This is a genomic window from Streptomyces sp. NPDC044064 (assembly GCF_056434245.1).
Genome location: NZ_JBWKFN010000011.1, coordinates 203,052 through 224,935, shown reverse-complemented (window position 1 = coordinate 224,935; position 21,884 = coordinate 203,052). Strand labels below are relative to the sequence as shown.

Sequence of the window (21,884 nt, the reverse complement as noted above, 5' to 3'; positions counted from 1 at the left end):
TGTGACAGCGCGGACCACCGGTACCGGTGACCGCGAGAGCGCCCTTCGGCTCGAGGTTTCCGAAAGGCTCTCGGCTTCCATGCCCTCTTTGCCCCCGCTCTCCCCTTCCGCCGTCGTCTCCGCGCTGCGCGCCGCCGGGTGCGTCTTCGCCGAGGACGAGGCGGAGTTGCTCCTCGCCGCCGCCCGCACCCCCGGGGAACTCTCCGCGATGGTGGACCGGCGTGCCGCCGGACTCCCGCTCGAACTCGTCCTCGGCTGGGCCGAGTTCCACGGTCTGCGGATCACCGTGGACGAGGGCGTATTCGTGCCCCGCCGCCGGACCGAGTTCCTGATCGACCAGGCCCTGGCCCAGTCCCCGGACGCACGGGTCGTGGTCGATCTGTGCTGCGGCTCCGGTGCGCTCGGTGTGGCCCTGGCCGCCGTACTGGGCGCCGTCGAGGTGCACGCCGCAGACATCGATCCGGCGGCCGTACGCTGCGCCCGCCGCAACCTCACCCCCTACGGCGGCCGGGCCCACGTGGGCGACCTGTTCGACGCCCTGCCCGCCGGCCTGCGGGGTCGCGTCGGCATCCTCACCGCCAACGTCCCCTACGTGCCCAGCGCCGAGGTGGCGCTCCTCCCGGCGGAGGCCCGCGACCACGAGCCGCAGACCGCCCTCGACGGCGGCGCGGACGGTCTCGACGTACTGCGCCGGGTGGCCGCCGGGGCCCCGGAGTGGCTGGCGCCCGGCGGCTGCCTCCTGACCGAGACCAGCGAACGCCAGGCGCAGACGGCCGTGGAGGCCTTCACGCGCGCCGGCCTGACGACCCGTCTGGCGGTGGCGGACGAGGCGTACGCGCACGTGGTGATCGGCGTACTGGAGTAGCCCGGCCCCGCGCAGCTCACTCCAGTTCCTGGGCCCGGGCGATGAGCAGGGCCACGTCGTCGTGGTTGTCGGGATGGTGCAGCGTTTGCAGGAGCAGGTCGCAGGCCTCCTCCAGGGGGCGGGCGGGGTCGCCCAGCAGGGACAGCAGGAAGTCCAGGCGTTCGTCCAGTGAGTGACGGCGGGTCTCGACCAGCCCGTCGGTGTAGAACACCAGCTCGTCGCCCGGCTCGAAGTCGACCGTCACGGTGGAGAACTCGACCCCGCCCACGCCCAGCGGGACCCCGGTGGGCAGGTCGAGCAGCTCCGGCGGGTGGCCGGGGCGCACCCGGGCCGGGGGGAGGTGGCCGGCGTTGGCGATCCGGCACTGCCGCAGATGCGGGTCGTGGACGGCGTACACGCAGGTGGCGATCGAGTGGTCCAGGGCCGACGTCGTCTTGTCCAGGTGCTCCAGCAGCAGCGCCGGGTCGAGGCCGAGCGAGGCCAGCGTGGTGGTCGCGGTGCGCAGCCGGCCCATCGTGGCGGCGGCGCTGATGCCGCTGCCCATCACGTCGCCCACCACGAGCGCCGTGCGGTCGCCCTCCAGCGGGATGACGTCGAACCAGTCGCCGCCGACCTCACTGGTGGCGCCCGCGGGCTGGTAGCGGGAGGCCACCTCCAGGCCCGTTGTGACCGGCGGATGGCTGGGCAGCAGGCTGCGCTGCAGGGTGAGCGCGGTGTTACGGGCGTTCTGGTACCAGCGGGCGTTGTCGATCTGCACCGCCGCGCGGGCCGCCAGCTCCCGGGCCAGCAGCACGTCGTCCTCGTCGAAGGCCACCGGATTGCGGGTCCGCTTGAGGTCCAGGGCGCCCAGTACCTCGCCGCGGGCGATCAGCGGCACCGCCAGATACGAGTGCAGGCCCGCCCGGCCCAGCAGCACGGCCGCCTCGGGGGAGCGGGCGATGCGCGGCAGATCCTCCTCCTTCACCTGCGGCACCAGCACCGCCTCACCCGTGCGGACGCACTCGGTGACCAGCCGGTCGGGCCCGTACGTGGCGATCCGGCCGGGCGCGTCGGCGGCGCGGACGGCGTCCGACTGCTGCTCGGCGCGCAGGGCCAGGGCCCGGATCACCGCGGACTCCGAGGGGCCGAGCGTGCTGGGCCGGCCCTCCACGACGGCGTCCAGCAGGTCGACGGCGGCCACGTCGGCCAGCGCGGGCACGGCCACCTCGGCCAGCTCGAACGCGGTGCGCTCCAGCTCGAGCGTCGTACCGATCCGGGCGGAGGCGTCGGCGATGACGGCGAGCCGGCGCCGTGCGTTCTCGGTCTCGATGCGCCCGCGGTAGGCCTCGGTGATGTCGACCACCGAGGCCGCGACGCCGAGCACGGTGCCCACCGAGTCCTCCAGCCGGTAGAGCGACACCGACCAGGCGTGGTCCTCGTCCGGATCCGCCGGGGTCCGGCCGATGGTGGCCTGGGCGACCAGGGGCTCCCCGGTCTCCATGACCCGACGGGCCGCGTCCTCCAGGGCGTCGACGTCCAGCAGCGGCAGCATCTCGCCGACGGTCCGCCCGACGTGCTCCGCGGCGGAGATGCCGTTGATCTTCGCCAGGGCAGGGTTGACCGAGACGTACCGCAGGTCCGTGTCGAACACCGCGAATCCGATCGGCGCCTGTTTCACCATCCGCTCGGACAGCGCCACGTCCTGTTCGAGGCGGCGCACCGTGGACCGGTCGGCCGCGAGTCCCAGCGCGTACACATCGCCCTGGTCGTCCAGCAGGCGCATGTTGCGGAACTCCACCAGTCGCGTGCCGCCGTCCTTGACCCGGATGGGGAACGCCCCGGCCCAGCTCTGACCGGTCTGCATCACGTCGGCGAACAGCTTGCCGACCAGTTCGATGTGCTCCTCGTGCACCATCAGCCGCGCGGCGAACTCCCCGAGCGCCTCCTGCGCCGTGTAGCCGAACAGCTCCTCCGCCTGGGGGCTCCACAGCACGATGCGGCCCTCGGCGTCCAGCACCACCGACGCCACGCTCAGTACGTCGAGCAGCCCGCTCGGACGCACCGGCCCGCCGCCCTCGGCCACCGGAGCCCCGGCTGCACTCATGCCATGCACCGCCTTCACCCGTCCGCACGGCACATCGTCCCCCGTGCCGACTCCCCTTGTTCTATCGCGCTCACACCCGACTCGCCGTCGCCGTCGCCGACCATCTCCACCATCTCTCGACACGGCAGCGGACGTCCGCCGAAGAAACCACCCCCGTGACCGGCGGGCAAGTCCCCGGGCCATGAGAGTTCACACTGATGTTGTTCATTGGTCTGTACATGACCATCGGGCGCCGCCAGACTGTCCGCCGACCGAGTGCCCCCACCCCCTGTTCGAGGAGTCGGCCATGCCCGCGTCCCCGTCCGTCCGGCAACGTTGTCACACAGTCCTCGCCGGACTCGTCACCCTGGCCACCGCTGCAGTCGTGTCCCTCGCCGCGCCCGCCCCGGCCTCCGCCGCCGACAACTGGACCGAGACCGGCTCCGACCGCGCCGACCCGCTGACCGAGAGCCAGGGTCTGACCTCGGTGGAGGTCCCGGCGAACAGCCCCAACCGGTACACCGGCATCGGCACCATCCCCATCGGCGTCTCCAGCCGCGGCTGGAACCACGTCGGCGACCCCGACGCCTCGTACAACGGCTACTACATCGAGCCCTACCAGCAGGACTCCGGCAACTCGAAGATGTTCCGCGTACAGGCACCGGGCGGCGCCTGGTCGGAGTACGTGCACACGCTCAGCCCCGGCGAGGCACTCAACAACTCCTGGGACGCGATCTCACCGGACGGCCAGTGGATGCTGGCGGGCGAGTGGGGCACCATGAACCGCCTGCTGGTCTTCCCGACCCCCGGCATCAACCCGAGCACCTCGCCCTCGGCGAACCTCCCGCAGGCCTCCAAGGTCAACCTCGACCACGCCGTGCGCGACGTCCAGGGCTGCGACTTCTCCGGCCCGACGACCCTGCTGTGCTCCTCGGACGACCCGGACGGCTCCCTCTTCGGCATGACCAAGCCGCTGCTGCAGATCGACCTGTCCGCGACCCCGGGCTCGGCGGACGTCTCCGGCCATGTCACCGCCCTGCGCCAGCTGCCGCTGCGCAGCTCCTGCTCGGGCACCTTCGAGGCGGAGGGCATCGACTACGACCGCCGCACCGGCATCCTGCGCGTGATCGTCATCTCGCCCGGGTTCTGCGTCCTCACGGACAGCAAGACGTACAAGTTCGCGCGCGGCTGAGCGGCCGGGCCCCTGCCGCCTCCGGTGCCGCGACAGGTGGTGCGTTTCCGGAGAGTGGTGGTTTTCTGGGGAGGTGGCGCGGTACGCGGGGAGCCCGCGGTATCGCGCCACCACCATGAGAGGAGCGATCACGATGGCCCGTGAGCGATCGCACGAGGAGTCCGTCTCCCTCGAGATCAGCGGATGCAGCAAGGAAGACGCCCGGATCGTGTTCGACGCGCTGTGCGAGTGCTTCGAGTCCGACCGGCGCGCCGAGGACGTGCCGCAGCAGCTCCACGAAACGCGCCCGATGGTGTGGCTCGGCACCTTCGAGGTCACCGACGCCCACGCCTGCAGGCCGCCCGCCCGGCTCGCGGCCTCCGTCGAGGCCGACGCGCAGGGCAGCTACTGGGCGGTCAACCGGCTCCACCGGACGCTGGACTCGCTCTTCACGGTGCGCAGCCTCACCTCGGCCTCGGGCGACCAGGAAAGGGAGCTGCACGTCCTGCTCGAAAGCCGGTGACACCGGACCGGCTGCGGCCGCCGTACGTACTGGTGGTCACAGAGTGATCGGGTTCACCTCCGTGCGTTTTTGCAACTAGTTGCATAATGGCTCCGGGGTCCTCTACAACAGAGACCACCACACCGCGCACGGAGGGCCCGATGAGCCGTTACCCGCACCTGATGTCCCCGCTCGACCTGGGATTCACCACCCTGCCCAACCGCGTGCTCATGGGCTCCATGCACGTCGGTCTGGAGGAGGCCGAGCGAGGCTTCGAGCGGATGGCGGCGTTCTACGCGGCTCGCGCGCGCGGCGGAGTCGGGCTCATCGTCACCGGCGGCATCGCTCCCAACGACGAGGGGCGGCCGTACGAGGGCGGCGCCAGGCTCACCACCGAGGCGGAGGCCGAACAGCACAAGGCCGTCACCGAGGCCGTGCACCGTGAGGGCGGCCGGATCGCGATGCAGATCCTGCACTTCGGCCGGTACGCCTACCACCAGGACCTGGTCGCCCCGAGCCCGCTGCAGGCCCCGATCAGCCCCTTCGTGCCCCGCGAACTGAGCGACGCCGACGTCGAGCGCACCATCGACGACTACGCCCGCGCCGCCCGCCTCGCCCGGCAGGCCGGCTACGACGGCGTCGAGATCATGGGCTCCGAGGGCTACCTGATCAACGAATTCATCGCCGCCCGGACCAACCACCGCACGGACCGCTGGGGCGGCTCCTACGAGAACCGGATGCGCTTCCCGGTCGAGATCGTCCGGCGGGTGCGCGAGGCCGTCGGCGACGACTTCATCATCGTCTACCGGCTCTCCATGCTGGACCTGGTCCCGGGCGGCTCCTCCCTGGAGGAGGTCGTCACCCTCGCCAAGGCCGTCGAGGCCGCCGGGGCGACGATCATCAACACCGGCATCGGCTGGCACGAGGCGCGCATCCCCACCATCGCCACCTCGGTGCCGCGCGGCGCCTACACCTGGGTCACCAAGAAGCTCATGGGCGCGGTGTCCGTCCCGCTGGTGACGACCAACCGCATCAACACCCCCGAGCTGGCCGAGGAGTTGCTCGCCGACGGCTGCGCGGACATGGTCTCCATGGCCCGCCCGATGCTCGCCGACCCCGACTTCGTCAACAAGGCCGCGGCGGGCACGCCCGAGGCCATCAACACCTGCATCGGCTGCAACCAGGCCTGCCTGGACCACACGTTCAGCGGCAAGATCACCTCCTGTCTGGTCAACCCGCGCGCCTGCCACGAGACGGAACTCGTGCTCTCCCCGACCCGGCTGAAGAAGCGAGTCGCCGTCGTCGGCGCCGGGCCGGCGGGGCTCGCCTGCGCGGTGAGCGCCGCCGAACGCGGCCATGACGTGGTGCTCTTCGACGCCGCGAGCGAGGTCGGGGGCCAGCTGAACGTGGCCCGCAAGGTCCCCGGCAAGCAGGAGTTCGACGAGACGCTGCGCTACTTCCGCCACCAGCTCGACGAGCACGGCGTGGACGTACGCCTCGACACCTGGGTCACCGCCGGGGACCTGGCCGGCTACGACGAGGTCGTCGTCGCCACCGGTGTCACCCCGCGCACCCCCGAGATCCCCGGCGTCGACCACCCCCGCGTCCTCGGCTACCTCGACGTCCTGCGCGACGGCGCCCCCGTCGGCGACCGTGTCGCCGTCCTGGGCGCCGGCGGCATCGGCTTCGACGTCGCCGAGTACCTCACCGACGGCGGCGACAAGGCGAGCGAGGACCCTCGGACGTACTTCCGCAACTGGGGCGTCGACATGGACTACGCGGCACCGGGCGGCCTCGCGGCGCCGCAGCGGCCGGCCCCGCCGCGCACGGTCCACCTGCTGCAGCGCAAGACCACCAAGGTCGGCGCCGGACTCGGCAAGACCACCGGCTGGATCCACCGCACCGAGCTGAAGCACCGCGGCGTGACCATGGTCCCGGGCGTGCGCTACGACCGGATCGACGACGCGGGCCTGCACATCACCGTCGGCGACGAGAGCACGGTCCTGGAGGTCGACACCGTCGTGCTGTGCACCGGCCAGGAGCCGCGCCGCGACCTGTACGAGGAGCTGGTCGCCGCCGGCCGCAGCGCCCACCTGATCGGCGGCGCCGACGTCGCGGCCGAACTGGACGCCAAGCGGGCCATCAAGCAGGGCACCGAGGTGGCGGCGGCCCTTTAGGGGCCGTACGCCCGTCCCTAGGATGAGCCCATGTCACTCCCGCACGCCATCCTCACCGCCCTGCTGGAGAAGCCGTCGTCGGGTCTCGAGCTGACCCGCCGGTTCGACAAGTCGATCGGCTACTTCTGGTCCGCGACACACCAGCAGATCTATCGCGAGCTGGGGAAGCTGGAGGGCGAGGGCTACATCCGCACCCTGCCGGCCGAGCAGCCGGCCCGTGGGCAGAAGAAGAGCTACGAGGTTCTGCCCGCGGGCCGCGCCGAACTGGCCCGCTGGACCGCCGCCTCCCAGGACCCCAAGCCGCAGCGCGACATCCTGCTGCTGCGGCTGCGGGCCGCCGCGGTGGTCGGCACGGCGGGCCTCCAGGCCGACATGCGCCGCCATCTGGAGCTGCACCAGCGGCAGTTGGCGGAGTACGAGGAGATCGAGCGGCGTGACTTCCCGCCGGACCGGGCCGCCCCTCAGGACCGCCTGCGGCATCTGGTGCTGCGGGCGGGCATCGACCTGGAGACCTTCTGGACCCAGTGGCTCACCCACGCCCTGAAGGAGTTCGCCGAACTGCCCGCCGACGCACCGGAACCGACGGGCGACACGTCCGGCTGACGGGGAGGCCTCAGAGACGGTACGGCTTCGAGCGGCGGCGCAGGAACCAGGCCGCGCCGGCCACACCCGAGGTCACCAGGGCCACGCCGACGCCCAGGGTCAGCGGGCCGTAGTCGCGGGCCGCACCGCCGAGACCGCCCAGCACGCCGCGCGCGGGGGGCGCGGGCGGTGCGGCGCGCGTCGAGGAGGTCGTGGGGGTGGTGGCGGCCGACACGATCACGGACTGGCTGCCGGCGGTCACGCCGTTGGAGCACACCACCACGACCGTGTACGTGCCCGGGCTCACTCCCGACCAGGCCGCGGACTGGCTGATGGTCGTGCCCGACAGGGCCACCTGGCGGCCCTGGGCGAAGTTCGCCTGGCCGCTGCTGAGCATCGAGGCGGTGCCCCAGCTGCCGTTGTTCTGGGTACAGGCGCTGGTGACGACCGAGACCATGGACCCGGTGGTGCTCACCGAGATGCCCGAGACCGCGGCCGACGGCCCGGCGAGCGCGGTCGGGAGCGCGGCGGCGGCCGCCAGGGTCAGGCCGGAGCGGAGGAGGAGTCTGGAGTTTCGCATGGGCTGGCCTCCGGCGGCACGGTTGGTGGCACATCCCATGCGCCACCGAGGGTCGGGAAGCGTCCGTGCTGCCCTCAAGGGCAGCAAACGCGGCCCCGGACCCCGGCGCACGCGGACTGCACCCGGTCAGGTGACGGCCGACGGGATTCGCCGGTCCGGTGCGGGCCGGTTCCGGCCCACCGATCGTCAGCCGCCCGCGCCCGCGCCCGGGTCCGCGCCTGTGGTCACGGTCCGCTCCGCCGAGAACCCGCCCCAGGTGCCGTCCGGCAGCCGCGCCCGCAGCCGCACCCGGTGCTCCGCCCCCGCGTCCCGCCCGACGTAGAAGCTGTAGCGGGCCCGGCCGCGCGGCGGATCGCCGCCCCACACCAGGGAGGTGGCATTGGTGCCGTCCAGCCGGATCTGGTACTCGGTGATCACCCCGTCCACGCGCGGCGGATCCCAGGCGAGGTCGATGTAGTAGGCCCCGGCGGAGCGGTGGGTCGCGGCGCTGAACCCGGCCGGCGCGGTGTCCCGGCCGTCGTCGGTGCCCGGCGTGCGGATCCGGACCGGCGCGCTCGCGGGCGAGAGGTTGTCGGCCGCGTCGCGCGCCCGCACGGTGAAGACATAACGGGTGCCAGGACGCAGCCCGGTGACCACGGTCGCGGTCTGGCCGCCGCCGACGCTGTGGATCTTCGCGTCGCCCTGGTAGACGTCGTACGACACCACGCCCCTGTCGTCCCGGGAGGCGGCCCAGGACAGCTGGACCGCCCGGCTGCCGACCGGCCGGCCGGTCGGCCGCAGCGGGCGGGTGGGGGCCGAGCGGTCCGCCGCCGTCACGGCCGGCGTCCGTGCCCGCACCTCACGGCTCGGCAGCCCGAGCCGGCCGTCCCTGTCCCGGGCCCGCACGGTGAAGGCGTACAGGGTGGACGGCCTGAGCCTGGTGACGTCCACCATGTGCTGCGAGCCCGGGACTTCGGTGACCTTCGTGGAGCCGCGATACACCTCGTAGGTGCGGATCCCAGGCCGGTCCGGCACCGCGTTCCACATGACGTGCACGCTGGTGGCGCTCCCGGCCGCGGCGGTGACGCCCGTCGGAGCGCCGGGCGCCCGCCCGCCGTCGCCGTCGGCCGCACCGCTCCAGCCGCAGGACGCGGCCAGCACCAGGGCGCCGCAGGCCAGCACGGGCCGGAGGGGAACGCGTCGCACGGCGCTGCCTCCCTGGAGACGGCATCACGGGCAAAGGTCCGGACCAATATGCCCGGCGTGTGCGGCCGAAGCAAGGGGGCCGTGTTGGTGACCATCCGCGGGAGTTACGTATGCTGAGGGTTCCCTAGGGATGAACTCCCCGAGAGGGAAGGGAAGTTCATGCTTGTGGCGCGGAAACGCTGTCGTCGCCGAACCCGCGCCGACGCGGGCGGGGGGGGGGGGGGGGGGGGGGGGGGGGGGGGGGGGGGGGGGGGGGGGGGCCCCCCCCCCCCCCCCCCCCCCCCCCCCCCCCCGGCCCCTGTTGCTTTCTCACAGGGCGTCAGCAGAGTGCTCCATCCGGCCCTATAGGGGTGGCTGTGCTAGCCCCCCGACACCACTTTGGGCAAGGTGTCCGGAATGTTCCAGAGGAGAGAGTCCCTCAGAGTGCGTGCCCAGTCGCTGACGCTGGCCACGGCCGGCGCCGCCCTGCTCGCCCCGACGCCGCTGCCCGCCGCCGCCGTCCCGCCCTGGCCGGGGCCCGCGGTCCGCACCGAGGGCTCCGTGACCGCCGCCGACCTGCTGGACCGGGTGCGTTCCTGCACCCAGGTCTCCAGGGGCCGCTACCGAACCGACGGCAGTACCCGTGCGATCGTCCCCGTCTGCGGCACCCGCAAGGCGGTGTTCTGGAAGGCCGACCTGGACGTCGACTGCGACGGACGGCCCACCACCCGCTGCAACCGCCGTACCGACCCGATGTTCTCCGCCGCCACCGCCTACCAGCAGTCCGACGGCCGCCATCTGAACGCCGCGTCCCTTCCCTACATCGTGATCCCGGCTCCCAGCGGCATCTGGAACCCCCGTGTGCAGGGCGTCCGGGGCGGCGCGGTGGCGGCCGTGATCTACCAGGGCCGGGTGCAGTACGCGGTGGTCGGCGACACCGGTCCGCGGGACATCATCGGCGAGGCCTCCTACGCCACCGCCCGGGGCCTCGGCATCAGACCCGACCCGCGCAACGGCGGAGTCCCCTCCGGCGTCACGTACATCGTCTTCAAGGACTCCGACGTCGACCCCATCGAGGACCACCGGGCGGCGGTGGAGAGAGGGGAGCGGCTCGCCCGGCAGTTCGTGCAGGCCAAGCACTGAGACCGGCGGGACGCGGGCCCGGACGGCGGCCCAGCCGCTGTCCACGGGCAGCGTGCCCTGGTTCCGGTGCGGCACGGCCAGGTACTTCGCCGGACCTGCCGCGCCGTGCTCGGACGCCGTGCGGGCGGCGCAGGCCGCGCTGCCGCGCAGGCCGGCCGCGGCGGCGCTCACGATCGGCGGGCGGCAAGGCCGTCTCCCGGGCCGCCCGCACCGTCCCGGCCGCCCCGTCCGCGTCGACCGCCGAGGGCGCCCGGCGCCGACCGCGTCGGCATGGGCCCGGTGGGCCCGCTGTGCCCGCCGGGCCGGGGGTCCAGGAAGCTCTGCCCCCTGGACCCGCGCGATCACACCTTGCGGTAGCTGTACGCCTCCGCTGCCGCCGCCTCCACCGCGTCGAGGTCCGCTCCCGTGGCCGCCGTGACGACCGCAGCCACCGCCCCCTCGACGAACGGAGCGTCCACCAGCCGTGCGCCGTCCGGGAGTTCATCACCCTCGGCGAGCAGCGCCTTGACGGTGAGCACCGCACTGCCGAGGTCGGTGAGGACGGCGACCCCGACACCCCGGTCCACGGACGCGGCCGCCGCGGAGATCAGCTCGGCGCTGGTGCCGAGCCCGCCTCCCTCGGTGCCGCCCGCCGCGGCGACGGGTACCGCGGTGGCCCCGCCCGCCAGGCCCTTCGCCAGCTCGGCGACGGAGGACGCGACCTCCGCGCTGTGCGACACCAGCACGATCCCGACCAGTTTCCCGTCATTCACCGGACGCTCCCGAAGCCGCTTCCTCCAGGCCCGCGATCAACAGGGCCGACGACGTGGCCCCCGGATCCTGGTGCCCGATACTGCGCTCGCCGAGATAGCTGGCCCGGCCCTTGCGGGCCAGCAGCGGAACGGTGGCCGCGGCGCCCTCCTCCGCGGCCGACCGTGCCGCACCGAAGCCGTCGCCGAGCGCGTCCACGGCGGGGACGAGGGAGTCGATCATGGTCTTGTCACCGGGGGCCGCACCACCCAGCGCCATCACCCCGTCCACGCCCGCCCTGAGCGCCTCGGCCAGCTGCTTCTCGCTGACCTCGGGGGCGTCCCCGAGCGCCTTGCCCGCCTTGCGCAGCAGGGTGCCGTACAGCGGCCCGGCCGCCCCGCCGACCGTCGAGATCAGCCGGCGCCCGGCCAGGACCAGCACCGCGCCCGGGGTGGCCGGTGCCTCCTCCTCCAGACTGGCCAGGACGGCGGTGAACCCGCGCTGCATGTTGCTGCCGTGGTCGGCGTCCCCGATGGCCGAGTCGAGGGCCGTGAGCCGTTCCGCCTCCCGGTCGACGGACGCGGCGGTCGCCGTCATCCAACGGCGGAAGAAATCGGCGTCGAGCACTGGATCTCCTTGCGTCGTAGGGGTGTTGACCGCTTCCTTCGCCGGGTCACATCCCCCAGCGCAGCGCCGGGGTCTTCACCGGCGCGTCCCACAGCCGCAGCAGTTCCTCGTCGACCTGGCACAGCGTGACCGAGGCGCCCGCCATGTCGAGGGAGGTGACGTAGTTGCCGACAAGGGTGCGGGCCACGGTCACGCCCCGCTCGCCGAGCACCCGCTGCACCTCGGCGTTGAAGCCGTACAGCTCCAGCAGCGGGGTGGCGCCCATGCCGTTGACCAGGACCAGTACGGGGTTGCGCGGAGACATGTCCTCCAGGATGGCGTGCACCGCGAAGTCGGCGATCTCCCCGGAGGTCATCATCGCCCGCCGCTCCCGGCCCGGCTCGCCGTGGATGCCGATGCCCAACTCCAGCTCGCCGGAGGGCAGATCGAAGGTCGGAGAGCCCTTGGCCGGTGTGGTGACGGCGCTCAGCGCGACACCGAAGCTGCGGGCGTTCTCGTTCACCTGGCGCCCGACGGCCTCGACCCGCTCCAGCGGCTGCCCCTCGGCCGCCGCGGCACCCGCGATCTTCTCCACGAACAGGGTCGCGCCGGTGCCGCGCCGGCCGGCCGTGTACAGGCTGTCGGTGACCGCCACGTCATCGTTGACCAGCACCTTCCCGACCTGGATGCCCTCGTCCTCGGCGAGTTCGGCCGCCATGTCGAAGTTGAGCACGTCGCCGGTGTAGTTCTTCACGATGAACAGCACGCCGGCCCCGCTGTCGACGGCGGCCGCGGCGCGGGCCATCTGGTCCGGCACCGGCGAGGTGAACACCTCCCCGGGACAGGCCGCCGAGAGCATGCCCGGACCGACGAATCCGCCGTGCAGCGGCTCGTGCCCCGACCCGCCGCCGGAGACCAGCGCGACCTGCCCGGCCACGGGAGCGTCCCGACGGACGACCACCCGGTTCTCCACGTCCACGGTCAGATCGGGATGCGCGGCCGCCATACCCCGCAGCCCGTCTGCCACCACGGTCTCCGGGACGTTGATCAGCATCCTCATGGGTGTCTCCTCGTGAGCTCGGCTCTGGGGCTCAGGACCTGCTTCGTCGCAGATCACCGGCGCTGAGGGCAGTTCTTGATCCGGGCGGTTCGTTGCGTTCGTCGCTGTTCCTGGCGGTCCGGGGCAGGGCGTGGCGGGTCTGTCGCCGGCTCGGTACTGACGTCGGTCACGGGCTGTCAGGTGCCGACGGCCACCTGGCACAGGTGGTCGCCCGCCCCGTCTATTGGCAGTATCGACCTTGCGGCAGCGAAGGTCACCTGCGATCGTGCGGCTTCACCGTGCGTAGCGTCCGGTCGGCCCCCTGTACTCGCTGCTCGTGCGGGGGAGCGCCGCACGGGACGGACACTGCCCGGAGCCCTTGCCACCGGTCAGTCACGGCGCAGCAGTTCCGCCACGACGTCGTCCCAGTGCAGGTGGGAGCCCTCCGCACCGGCGGGTACCGCCTCGAAGGTCTCGGTCAGCCAGCCCCGGAATGCGGCTGCCGGTACGTACAGTGCGGCGGCCCCGCCCCTACCGCGCAGGACGATCCGCACCGTGGTGGATCCATGGCAGCGGCAGGGTGGCCAGACGCGGACGTCGCCCTCGCCGGAGGGGGCGCGCAGACCCGTGTACAGCAGGTCCCGCGAGAACAGCCAGGGCGCGACGGTCTCGGGGCCGCCGCGGAAGTCCAGCCGGACGGCGAGCGGATCGGCGGAGTCGTAACTGAAACGAACCTCGATCGGGACGGCCTCGGTGGCGCTGAGGACCAGATGGATGGTCAAGTCGGTGTGCAGGCGCTCTGTCCGGCCGGTCGAGTGCATGGCGCCTCCCAAGTGAGTGCAACGCGGACTCTGTCGCATACCGGGGGCGGACCTCCGGGCGCGACAGCGACAGTGCGCTCCACCGCAAGCCCGAAGCTGCCCCCACTCCCACTCCCACTTCCGCACGGCGCCGCGGAGCGGATGCGGACGCGTGGGTCGTATCCCGCGAGGTGATGGGCGCCGCTGCCACCAGGGGACGAGCCGGGCCGGTCGGCGCATCCGGCAGTCCGGCTCACACGGAAGAGACGGGTGAGGGCCGCGACAGCGGCGGGCGACGAACAGGCGGGCGGTGGAACCGGCCATGGGCGACCACGACACCACTGGGACCGGGCAGCCGGCGGACGGCGGCCTGACATGCCTGGTGACCGGTGCGACCGGGTACATCGGCGGACGACTGGTGCCGGAGCTGCTCGACGCGGGCCACCGGGTGCGCTGCCTGGTCCGCACCCCGCGCAGACTGCGTGACCACCCCTGGGCCGGCCGGGTGGAGGTCGTGCAGGGCGACGTGACCGAGGCCCGGTCGGTGGCGCGGGCGATGGACGGCGTGGACGTGGCCTACTACCTTGTGCACGCCCTCGGCACCGGGCGCGGATTCGAGGACACCGACCGCGAGGCGGCCCACGTCGTCGGCGAGGAGGCCCGGCGGGCCGGCGTCGGCCGCATCGTCTACCTGGGCGGGCTGACCCCCGGTGCGGTACCCGAGCGCGAACTGTCACCGCACCTGCGCTCGCGCGCCGAGGTCGGCCGCGTCCTGCTCGCCTCGGGCGTGCCCACGGCCGTGCTCCGCGCCGCCGTCATCATCGGCTCCGGCTCCGCCAGCTTCGAGATGCTGCGCTACCTCACCGAGCGGCTGCCCGTGATGGTCACCCCGCGCTGGGTGCACACCAGGATCCAGCCGATCGCCGTACGCGACGTCCTGCGCCTCCTCGTCGGCTGCGCACGCCTGCCCCGCGAGGTGCACCGCACCTTCGACATCGGCGGCCCGGACGTGCTGACGTACCTCGACATGATGCGCCGCTACGCCGCCGTGGCCGGCCTGCACCGGCGGCTGATCGTGCCCGTCCCGGTCCTCACCCCCGGCCTGTCCAGCCACTGGGTCGGGCTGGTGACACCGGTCCCCGCCTCGCTCGCACGTCCCCTGACGGAGTCCCTGCGGCACGAGGTGGTGTGCCGCGAGCACGACATCCGACGATACGTGCCCAGCCCGCCCGGCCACCCGGTCGGCTTCGACCGCGCCGTCGCCCTCGCCCTGCAGCGCATCCGCGACGCCCAGGTCACCACCCGCTGGTCGTCGGCCTCCGTGCCCGGCGCCCCCAGCGACCCGCTGCCCACCGACCCCGACTGGGCGGGCGGCAGTCTCTACACCGACGTGCGCCGACGCGACGCCGACGTCCCGCCCGAGGTGCTGTGGGAGGTCATCGAGGGCATCGGCGGGGAGAACGGCTGGTACTCCTTCCCGCTCGCCTGGGCGGTACGAGGCCATCTGGACCGCCTGGTCGGCGGCGTGGGCCTGCGCCGGGGACGCCGTGACGCCCGGCGCCTGCGGGTCGGCGACTCGCTGGACTTCTGGCGAGTCGAGGAGATCGAACGCGGTCGCCTGCTGCGGCTGCGCGCCGAGATGCGGCTGCCCGGCCTGGCCTGGCTGGAGATGGCTGTGGACGGCGACGGCCACGGGCCCCTCCAGTACGGGCAGCGGGCCTTGTTCCACCCGCGAGGGCTGCTCGGCCACCTGTACTGGTGGAGCGTCTCGCCGTTCCACGCCGTCGTCTTCGGCGGCATGGCCCGCAACATCGTCCGTGCCGCCGAACGCCTGGCACCCCGGGGGGACGGGCACGGGACGACTGCGTCCACCAGGCCTGTCACGGCCGAAGACCTCCGTACCGGTTCCCGACGCCCACCCGGAAGAAGCTGACGCACATGCACGTCTCGGTCGTCCTGTTCACCGCCGACCTGCGCCTGCACGACCATCCGCCGCTGTGTGCGGCCCTGGAGGCGGCCGACGCCGTCGTCCCGCTGTTCGTGCGGGACCTGGCCGTCGAGGCAGCCGGGTTCGCCGCGCCCAACCGCCGCGCCTTCCTCGACGGCTGCCTGGCGGACCTGGACGCCTCGCTGCGCGAGCGGGGCGGCCGGCTCGTGGTGCGCTCCGGCGACCCGGTGGAGGAGGTGTGCCGGGTGGTGGCCGAGGCGGACGCCGACGAGGTGCACATGTCGGCCGAGCACAGCTGGTTCGCCGTGTGCCGGGAACAACGGCTGCGCTCCGCTCTGGAGCGGACGGGCTGCCGGCTGTTCGTGCACGACGCGGTCACCGTCGCCGTACCGCCCGGCGTGGTGACCCCCGCGTCCTCCGACCACTTCGCCGTCTTCACCCCGTACTACCGGCAGTGGACGCAGGTGCCGCTGCGGCCGGTCGTCGGCGCGCCGCGCCGGGTGCCCGTGTCCGACGAGGTGCGCGGCGAGCAGGTCCCCGAGCAGGACGGGACCACCGGGACGTCCCCGGATCTGCCGCCCGGCGGGGAGAGCGAGGCCCGCAAGCAGGCGACCGCCTACTGGCGCCGCGGACTGGACGCCTATGACACCGCCCGCGACGACCTGGCCGCCGACGCCACCTCGCGCCTCTCCGCCCACCTGCACTTCGGCACCCTGTCCCCGTCGGAACTCGTGCACCGCGCCCGCCGGCGTGGCGGCGCCGGTGCCGAGGCGTTCGTACGGCAGCTCGCCTGGCGTGACTTCCACCGGCAGGTGCTCGCCGCGCGTCCCTGGACGGCCCGCGCCGACTACCGCACCAAGCGCGACCGCTGGCGCACGGAGCGCACCGCCGGCGCCGACATCGACGCCTGGCGCGAGGGCCGCACCGGCTATCCGGTCATCGATGCGGCCATGCGACAGCTGCGCCAGGAGGGCTGGATGCACAACCGCGCCCGGCTCCTCACCGCCAGCTTCCTCACCAAGACCCTCTACGTCGACTGGCGGATCGGCGCAGACCACTTCCTGCACTGGCTGGTCGACGGCGACGTGGCCAACAACCAGCTCAACTGGCAGTGGATGGCCGGCACCGGCACCGACACCCGCCCCAACCGGGTCCTCAACCCGGTCACGCAGGCCAAGAAGTACGACCCGGAGGGCACCTATGTGCGCCGTTGGGTCCCCGAACTCGCCGACGTCGAAGCCCCGGCCGTGCACGAGCCGTGGAAGCTGCCGGGCCTGGACCGCGCCGCCCTCGACTATCCCGACCCGATCGTCGAACTGTCCGACGGACTCGACCGCTTCCGCCGGGCCCGCGGCAAGCAGCCGTGACCGGCGGGCAGGCAGCCGTGAGCCGCGCGGCCGCGCCCTGCGCACGGCCGCCCGGCGGTACCGGTGTCACCCGCCCGTCAGGTCCGCCGCCACCTCCCGGGCCGCCCGGGCTCCCGATGCCAGTGCACCCTGCACCGAGCCCGTCGCGCGGTGGTCGCCGCACCCGTACCGGCCCGGTCCGGCCCGGCTGCGTCGGCTGAGCGGCAGCCCCGGCGGCATCACGGGCAGTGCCTCCTCCACCGTGCGGGTCGCGATCAGGTCCCAGCCGGAGGTGTCGGTCTCGTAGCACTCGGCGAGGGCCGCCCGGACAGCCGTCTCCCTGCCCCCGATGCCACCGCCGAGCACCGACGTGGCCACGAGCGCGTATCCGCGTGGGGCGTGCCCGGGGTGCAGCTCGCTCATGACGCAGCTGCCGGCGAAGCGCCCCCGCGCGTCCGTCACCAGCGTCGGCTCGCGCAGGGGTGAGCGGGCGGCGAGGTGGTAGTAGGTGGTGACCGTGCGGTACGGCGGCACGGGCAGGCCCGGCAGCAGGCGGGCCGCCGCACCCGGCCCCGCTGCCACGACCACCGCCCGCGCCGCCACGGGCCGGTCCCCGTCCACGAGGACGCCCTCGTCCGTCAGGGCCGTCGCCGGCGATTCCAGGGCCAGGGCGCCGGGCCGGAGCCGGGACGCCAGCAGTCCGGGCACGGCTCCGATGCCGTCGGCCGGCAGGCAGAGGGTGCCGCGGGCCATGCTCCGCCACACGAGATGGAAGAAGCGGCTCGAGGTCTCCAGGTCCTCCTCCAGGAACACCCCGGACAGGAACGGCCGGAAGAACCGTTCCACGAATGCGTCGGTGAAGCCTGCCCGGGACAGCGCCCGCCGTGTCGTGGTGTCCCGCCCGCGCCGCAGCAGCGCCGCGGGGGCGAGGGCGTCCCAGCCGGTCAGCGCGGCCAGGGCGGCCAGGTCGCGCGGCCCGGCCAGCCCGTCGGTCAGTCCCGCCGCGGCTTGCCGGGGCGCCCGGGTGGGGTCGGCGAACCTGCGCAGCCGGTCGCCGTCACGCACCAGGAAGCCGGGCGTGAAGGGGCGCAGCCGCAGCCGCCGCATCGGCACCCGGAGCCGTACCTGGGGATAGGCGGTGTTGAAGACCTGGAAGCCACGGTCCACGGTGCACCCCGCCACGAGGTCGGTGCGCATCCGGCCGCCGGGCCGGTCCCCGGCCTCCAGCAGCCGTACCCGCAGCCCCGCCGCGAGGAGGTCCCGGGCACAGGCCAGTCCGGCGGGTCCCGCGCCGACGACGACGACGACGTCCCACCGCGCGCGGTACGGGTTCCGGTTGTTCATCTCGCTCCCTCGGGTCGTCGCCGGCCGGGCGCGGCGGCCCGCGCCCGGTCACTCTTCGCCCGCACCCGGCCGGATGGATGCGGGGCGCGGCAGCGTGCTGCTGTTCGCCGTACCCGGGTATCCGGGGCCGCGACGTCTCACGCGGCCCGTTCGTCCCGGCACTCGCCGAAGCAGCCCGGGAGTGTCCCGCCCGTTCCCACCGGCCGCCCCCCGGCGCGTGCCGCCGCCCACCGCGTGGCGACACCGCTCGGACCGGACGCCGGGCCGGCCGTGCACGGCGGTCGTGGAGCCGGCCGTCGTGGACCCCGGAAAGGCCAGGGTCCGCCCTCGTACGCCGGGCCGCCCCGCTGCTGCGTCCGGTGATCCGCCACGCGGCGGGCGGTCCGTGGCGCGACGAACCGCCTACGCCGAACCTCGCCGGGCCCTGCATGTCGCGGGACGCCTTCCAGGCCGAGCCGACGCGCCGGGTTGTCTCTTCGCCGTGCGCCGCCCGCGGCGGGGCAGCCCTGGCCGTGGCCGGCGTTCGGCGTTCAGTCTCGCTCCGCCGGGCCGCGTACGGCGCCGTCCGTGCCGTACAGGCCGCGCAGCGTCCGGACGGCCTCGCGCAGACTCGCGCACCGAGGGAATCCGCCGGCCCCCCGCCGGTCCCAGCCCGGGCCCGCCGGCAGGACGAAGGGCCCCCTGCGGGCGCCCGCAGCTCCCCACTGCAGGTCCGCGACATGCCGGGCCAGCGGCGCCGAAGCCGCCGAGCGGGTCTGCGCCCACAACACGACGGCGGCCGGGCCGGTGCGCCGGACACAGGCCAGCAGCGCCTCCACCGGTACGGCGGCGCCCAGCATCCGCGTAGGCACGCCGAGTTCGTCCAGCGCCGCGTCGAGCGCCTCCAGCGGCAGCGAGTGCTGCTCGCCGGGTGCGCACGCCAGCACCACCGGCTCGGTGCCGACGGGCTCCGCCGCCCGCGGCAGCACCAGCGGCGCACGGCGCAGGGCGGTGGAGATCTGCCAGGACAGCAGGTGCTCCACCTCCACGTAACGGTCGCCCGAGGACTCCCACTTGCGGCCCACCGCGCGCAGTGTCGGCACCATCACCTCCTCCCACGCCATGGTCAGTCCGTGCTCCCCGACCGCGTGCAGCAGCCTGCTCTCCAGTTCGGGAGAGTCCAGCCGCACCGCGGCCCGGGCCAGCCCCCGGCACTCCTGGCGCACGTCGCCGAGCGGCAGCCCCCCGCCGGCACCGCCGCGGCGGGCGTCCTCCCGGAGCGGCGGTGCCGGCGGCGGGCTGCCGGTGGAACCGGCCGGGGCGGGGCGGGGGGAAGCCCCTTCGCCGTACCTGAGACGGGCCACCCGAGCCGCCTCGGCCGGGGGAGCGCCCGCTGCCGCCAGCCCGCACATCTCCTCGACCATCGCCACGTCCTGCGGGCTCCAACGCCTGTGGCGTCCCTGCGACCGCTCCGTGGGACCCAGGCCGTAGCGGCGGTCCCAGGAGCGAAGGGTGGTGGGGGAGACGCCCAGCCGGCGGGCCACCGCGCCCGTGGTCAGCCCGGCCGCCTCCGTCGCGTCGCTCATGACCGTCACCCCCGCCGCTCCGTAGGGCTCGCGAGCTCGTCCGTCCGCGTGCCGCTGCTTCCGGGTGCTCCTGCTTCCAGATTAAACGATGCGAGACCGATGCGAGTTGTGGGCGGCTTTGTCCGGGGCGCACGCTGAAAACGCAGGACAACGGCATGTACGGCGCGGTGGGCCCGAGGCCGCACCGCTCACCGGGTGAGTGTCGCGCCCGACCGGCGACGCCCGCCCGGTTCACGAGGAGAGACGTGGTCATGGACCGTATTCCGGCCGCACCGAGCTCCGTCACCACCATCGGGCCCGGTCTCGCCGATCCGCCACCGGACGTCGCGGACGGCATCGCGCTGTCCGCCGACGACGCCGCCTGGTCGGCGCTCCACCGGCGGTGGGGCGGGCTGGTCCACGGACTCGCCCAGCAGGCGCTCGGTGACGCACGGGAGGCGGAGGACGTGACCCAGCAGGTGTTCACCGACGCCTGGCGCGGACGGCACGGATACGTTCCGGAGCGCGGAACACCGGCCGCCTGGCTCGTCGGGATCACCCGGCGCAAGGTGGCCGACGCGATGGCGGCCCGGGCGCGACGCGCCCGGCTCGACGCCGCGGCCGCCGGACTGCCCCTGGTGCTGGGCCGCGACGCCGCCGGCGAACCCGAGGACGCGCTCGACCGGCTGGTCGTGGGCCGCGCGCTGCGGCAACTCAGCTTCCCGCAGCGGCAGGTGCTGCACCTGGCCTACTACGAGGACCTGACGCAGGCACAGATCGCCCGGATCACCGGCTGGCCGATCGGCACGGTCAAGAGTCACACCCGGCGCGGCCTCGACCACCTCCGCCGCTGCCTCGAGGACTCGGGCGTCGCGGCGGCCTGACGCACACGATCGATGCAAGTTCGACACTCCGGGAGAGGGGAGAGCGGTCGCCGATCTGCCCAGGCGCCTGACGGCGATGTCGTCCGCGACCTGCCGTACGGCGGTGAGACCGTGGCTGATGAACAGGACCGTCAGGCCTGGACGGCTCCGCAGCTCCCGCAGGGTTCCCAGGACGGCGGCGTGTGGAGCTAGACCGCGCCGTAGGGGCATCTATGCGGTACCCCTGCGGTCCGGTGTACGAAGGCGGGCCGCAGGTCGGGATCCTCGGGGTCGTAGTAGCGGTGGAACACCGCGGTCGCGCCTCCGGACAGGGGCGGGACGATCCAGCTCCAGTCGGCCGGCACCGATCGCCCGTGCCGCTTCTCGCGGTCCACGTGCGCGAGGAACCGCCGCGACTCCGTGTGGTGGTCGGCCATGCTCACCCCCGCCTTCCCGTAGGAATGCAGGACCGCCAGGTTCAGCTCGACCAGGGCGCGGTCCCGCCACAGGGTGCGCTCGTCGCGGGTGTCGAGGCCGAACAGCTCGGCGACGGCGGGCAGCAGGTTGTAGCGGTCGGTGTCGGCGAGGTTGCGCGAGCCGATCTCGGTGCCCATGTACCAGCCGTTGAAGGGCGCGGCCGGGTACGTGATCCCGCCGATCTCCAGCGACATGTCGCTGACGGCCGGCACCGAGTACCAGCGCAGACCGAGGTCGGCGAACCCCGGATGGGACGGATGCGTCAACGGCACCTCCAGTACGGCGTCCTCGGGCACCTCGTAGAACTGCGGCGTCGCGCCGGCGGACCGCACCAGCAACGGCAGCACCTCGAAGGGGGTTTCGCCGCCCTTCCAGCCCAAGTCCCGGGCCAGCGCCACCCGGTGGGCACTGCGCGGGTCGTCCGCGTAGCGCACCAACTGCTCGCCCAGCAGTGTGGCGGCGGGGCGGCCGGGGCGATCGGGGGCGAAGACACTGATGACGGGCCGGATGCGGCCTCCGTTGGTCGCGATCCGCAGATGCTCGAAGCACTCACCGGCGATGTCGTCGGGATGCGTGACATGCCGCAGGTCCCGCACGATCAGGTTGTTCCAGTAGAGCCTGCCTATGCAGCGCGCCGCGTTGCGCCAGGCCACCCGTGCTCCGAACGCCAGCTCCGCCGGGGTGTGTTCGTACGTGCCGAAGCGCTCCACCTCCGCGTTGATCTCCGCGAGCCGCCGGCGCGGATCGCCGTCGCCCGGGTTCTCGGCGGCGTACTGGTGGATGAACACCTCGGCGGCCGCAAGGACGGCCTCGTGCGCCGGCGGGCGGTGCCCGGCCGGGGCGGACGAAGGGGGGAGTTGCACCGGGTTCTCTCCTGCTCGGGGTCTGGTGCTCACACGGTCCCGGCGCGCCGGCGGTGGTCCGGCGGCCGCTCGGTCGGGA

The 21,884-nt window shown here is 73.7% G+C and carries 19 protein-coding genes; 9 read left to right on the top strand and 10 right to left on the bottom strand.

From position 1 onward, the window contains the following. The first annotated feature begins 79 nt into the window (after positions 1-79). A complete protein-coding gene (locus tag AC07DS_RS19925; RefSeq protein ID WP_479147027.1) occupies positions 80-865 on the top strand; it encodes a putative protein N(5)-glutamine methyltransferase in 786 nt (261 codons plus the stop codon). Positions 866-881: 16 nt separating this feature from the next. Here AC07DS_RS19925 and AC07DS_RS19920 read toward each other — a convergent pair whose 3' ends face one another. After that, on the bottom strand, positions 882-2,948 hold the full coding sequence (locus AC07DS_RS19920; RefSeq protein ID WP_479147025.1) for a SpoIIE family protein phosphatase: 2,067 nt from the start codon (positions 2,946-2,948) through the stop codon (positions 882-884). 286 nt (positions 2,949-3,234) lie between these two features. On the opposite strand from AC07DS_RS19920, the gene AC07DS_RS19915 reads away from it, so the two are divergent. The 4 genes from AC07DS_RS19915 (at position 3,235) to AC07DS_RS19900 (ending at position 7,380) form a co-directional block, all read left to right on the top strand. Beyond that, entirely contained in the window at positions 3,235-4,119 is an 885-nt protein-coding gene (locus tag AC07DS_RS19915; RefSeq protein ID WP_479147023.1) for a hypothetical protein, read from the top strand. A gap of 133 nt (positions 4,120-4,252) precedes the next feature. Beyond that, on the top strand, positions 4,253-4,621 hold the full coding sequence (locus AC07DS_RS19910) for a hypothetical protein (RefSeq protein ID WP_479147021.1): 369 nt from the start codon (positions 4,253-4,255) through the stop codon (positions 4,619-4,621). 140 nt (positions 4,622-4,761) lie between these two features. Next, positions 4,762-6,777, top strand: a complete 2,016-nt coding sequence (locus AC07DS_RS19905; protein ID WP_479147019.1) for an FAD-dependent oxidoreductase — start codon at positions 4,762-4,764, stop codon at positions 6,775-6,777. 30 nt (positions 6,778-6,807) lie between these two features. After that, positions 6,808-7,380 carry a PadR family transcriptional regulator gene (locus AC07DS_RS19900; protein ID WP_479147018.1) on the top strand — a complete coding sequence of 191 codons (573 nt, stop codon included), beginning with the start codon at positions 6,808-6,810 and terminating at the stop codon, positions 7,378-7,380. 10 nt (positions 7,381-7,390) lie between these two features. Here AC07DS_RS19900 and AC07DS_RS19895 read toward each other — a convergent pair whose 3' ends face one another. Continuing rightward, a complete protein-coding gene (locus AC07DS_RS19895; RefSeq protein ID WP_479147017.1) occupies positions 7,391-7,939 on the bottom strand; it encodes a hypothetical protein in 549 nt (182 codons plus the stop codon). A 186-nt stretch (positions 7,940-8,125) separates the two neighbouring features. Next, positions 8,126-9,124, bottom strand: coding sequence for a fibronectin type III domain-containing protein (locus AC07DS_RS19890; protein ID WP_479147015.1), 999 nt, complete (start codon positions 9,122-9,124; stop codon positions 8,126-8,128). Between the two features lie 423 nt (positions 9,125-9,547). Here AC07DS_RS19890 and AC07DS_RS19885 point away from each other — a divergent pair, with 423 nt between their 5' ends. Next, entirely contained in the window at positions 9,548-10,246 is a 699-nt protein-coding gene (locus tag AC07DS_RS19885; protein ID WP_479147134.1) for a glycoside hydrolase family 75 protein, read from the top strand. A 341-nt stretch (positions 10,247-10,587) separates the two neighbouring features. On the opposite strand, the gene AC07DS_RS19880 is transcribed toward AC07DS_RS19885, so the two are convergent. The 4 genes from AC07DS_RS19880 to AC07DS_RS19865 form a co-directional block, all read right to left on the bottom strand. Continuing rightward, positions 10,588-10,998, bottom strand: a complete 411-nt coding sequence (locus AC07DS_RS19880) for a PTS-dependent dihydroxyacetone kinase phosphotransferase subunit DhaM (RefSeq protein ID WP_479147014.1) — start codon at positions 10,996-10,998, stop codon at positions 10,588-10,590. Further along, positions 10,991-11,602, bottom strand: a complete 612-nt coding sequence (gene dhaL / locus AC07DS_RS19875) for a dihydroxyacetone kinase subunit DhaL (protein WP_479147012.1) — start codon at positions 11,600-11,602, stop codon at positions 10,991-10,993. Before dhaL ends, AC07DS_RS19880 begins: the two co-directional genes overlap by 8 nt. 46 nt (positions 11,603-11,648) lie before the next feature. Then, positions 11,649-12,641, bottom strand: a complete 993-nt coding sequence (gene dhaK, locus AC07DS_RS19870) for a dihydroxyacetone kinase subunit DhaK (RefSeq protein ID WP_479147011.1) — start codon at positions 12,639-12,641, stop codon at positions 11,649-11,651. Positions 12,642-13,009: 368 nt separating this feature from the next. Next, positions 13,010-13,441, bottom strand: coding sequence for an SsgA family sporulation/cell division regulator (locus AC07DS_RS19865; protein WP_468814267.1), 432 nt, complete (start codon positions 13,439-13,441; stop codon positions 13,010-13,012). Between the two features lie 301 nt (positions 13,442-13,742). On the opposite strand from AC07DS_RS19865, the gene AC07DS_RS19860 reads away from it, so the two are divergent. Together AC07DS_RS19860 and AC07DS_RS19855 are read left to right on the top strand one after the other, a co-directional pair. Further along, the gene (locus AC07DS_RS19860; protein ID WP_479147009.1) at positions 13,743-15,353 is read left to right on the top strand and encodes an SDR family oxidoreductase; all 1,611 of its coding nucleotides are present in this window, start codon (positions 13,743-13,745) and stop codon (positions 15,351-15,353) included. Positions 15,354-15,358: 5 nt separating this feature from the next. After that, positions 15,359-16,735: a cryptochrome/photolyase family protein gene (locus AC07DS_RS19855; protein ID WP_479147008.1), complete on the top strand. Its 1,377-nt coding sequence runs from the start codon at positions 15,359-15,361 to the stop codon at positions 16,733-16,735. Positions 16,736-16,801: 66 nt separating this feature from the next. On the opposite strand, the gene AC07DS_RS19850 is transcribed toward AC07DS_RS19855, so the two are convergent. Then, the gene (locus AC07DS_RS19850) at positions 16,802-18,058 is read right to left on the bottom strand and encodes an FAD-dependent oxidoreductase (protein WP_479147007.1); all 1,257 of its coding nucleotides are present in this window, start codon (positions 18,056-18,058) and stop codon (positions 16,802-16,804) included. Between the two features lie 530 nt (positions 18,059-18,588). Beyond that, the gene (locus tag AC07DS_RS19845) at positions 18,589-19,623 is read right to left on the bottom strand and encodes a MerR family transcriptional regulator (protein WP_479147006.1); all 1,035 of its coding nucleotides are present in this window, start codon (positions 19,621-19,623) and stop codon (positions 18,589-18,591) included. Between the two features lie 251 nt (positions 19,624-19,874). On the opposite strand from AC07DS_RS19845, the gene AC07DS_RS19840 reads away from it, so the two are divergent. Next, positions 19,875-20,486, top strand: coding sequence for an RNA polymerase sigma factor (locus tag AC07DS_RS19840; protein ID WP_479147004.1), 612 nt, complete (start codon positions 19,875-19,877; stop codon positions 20,484-20,486). Between the two features lie 188 nt (positions 20,487-20,674). On the opposite strand, the gene AC07DS_RS19835 is transcribed toward AC07DS_RS19840, so the two are convergent. Continuing rightward, entirely contained in the window at positions 20,675-21,805 is a 1,131-nt protein-coding gene (locus AC07DS_RS19835) for a nitric oxide synthase oxygenase (RefSeq protein ID WP_479147002.1), read from the bottom strand. Positions 21,806-21,884 lie beyond the last annotated feature (79 nt).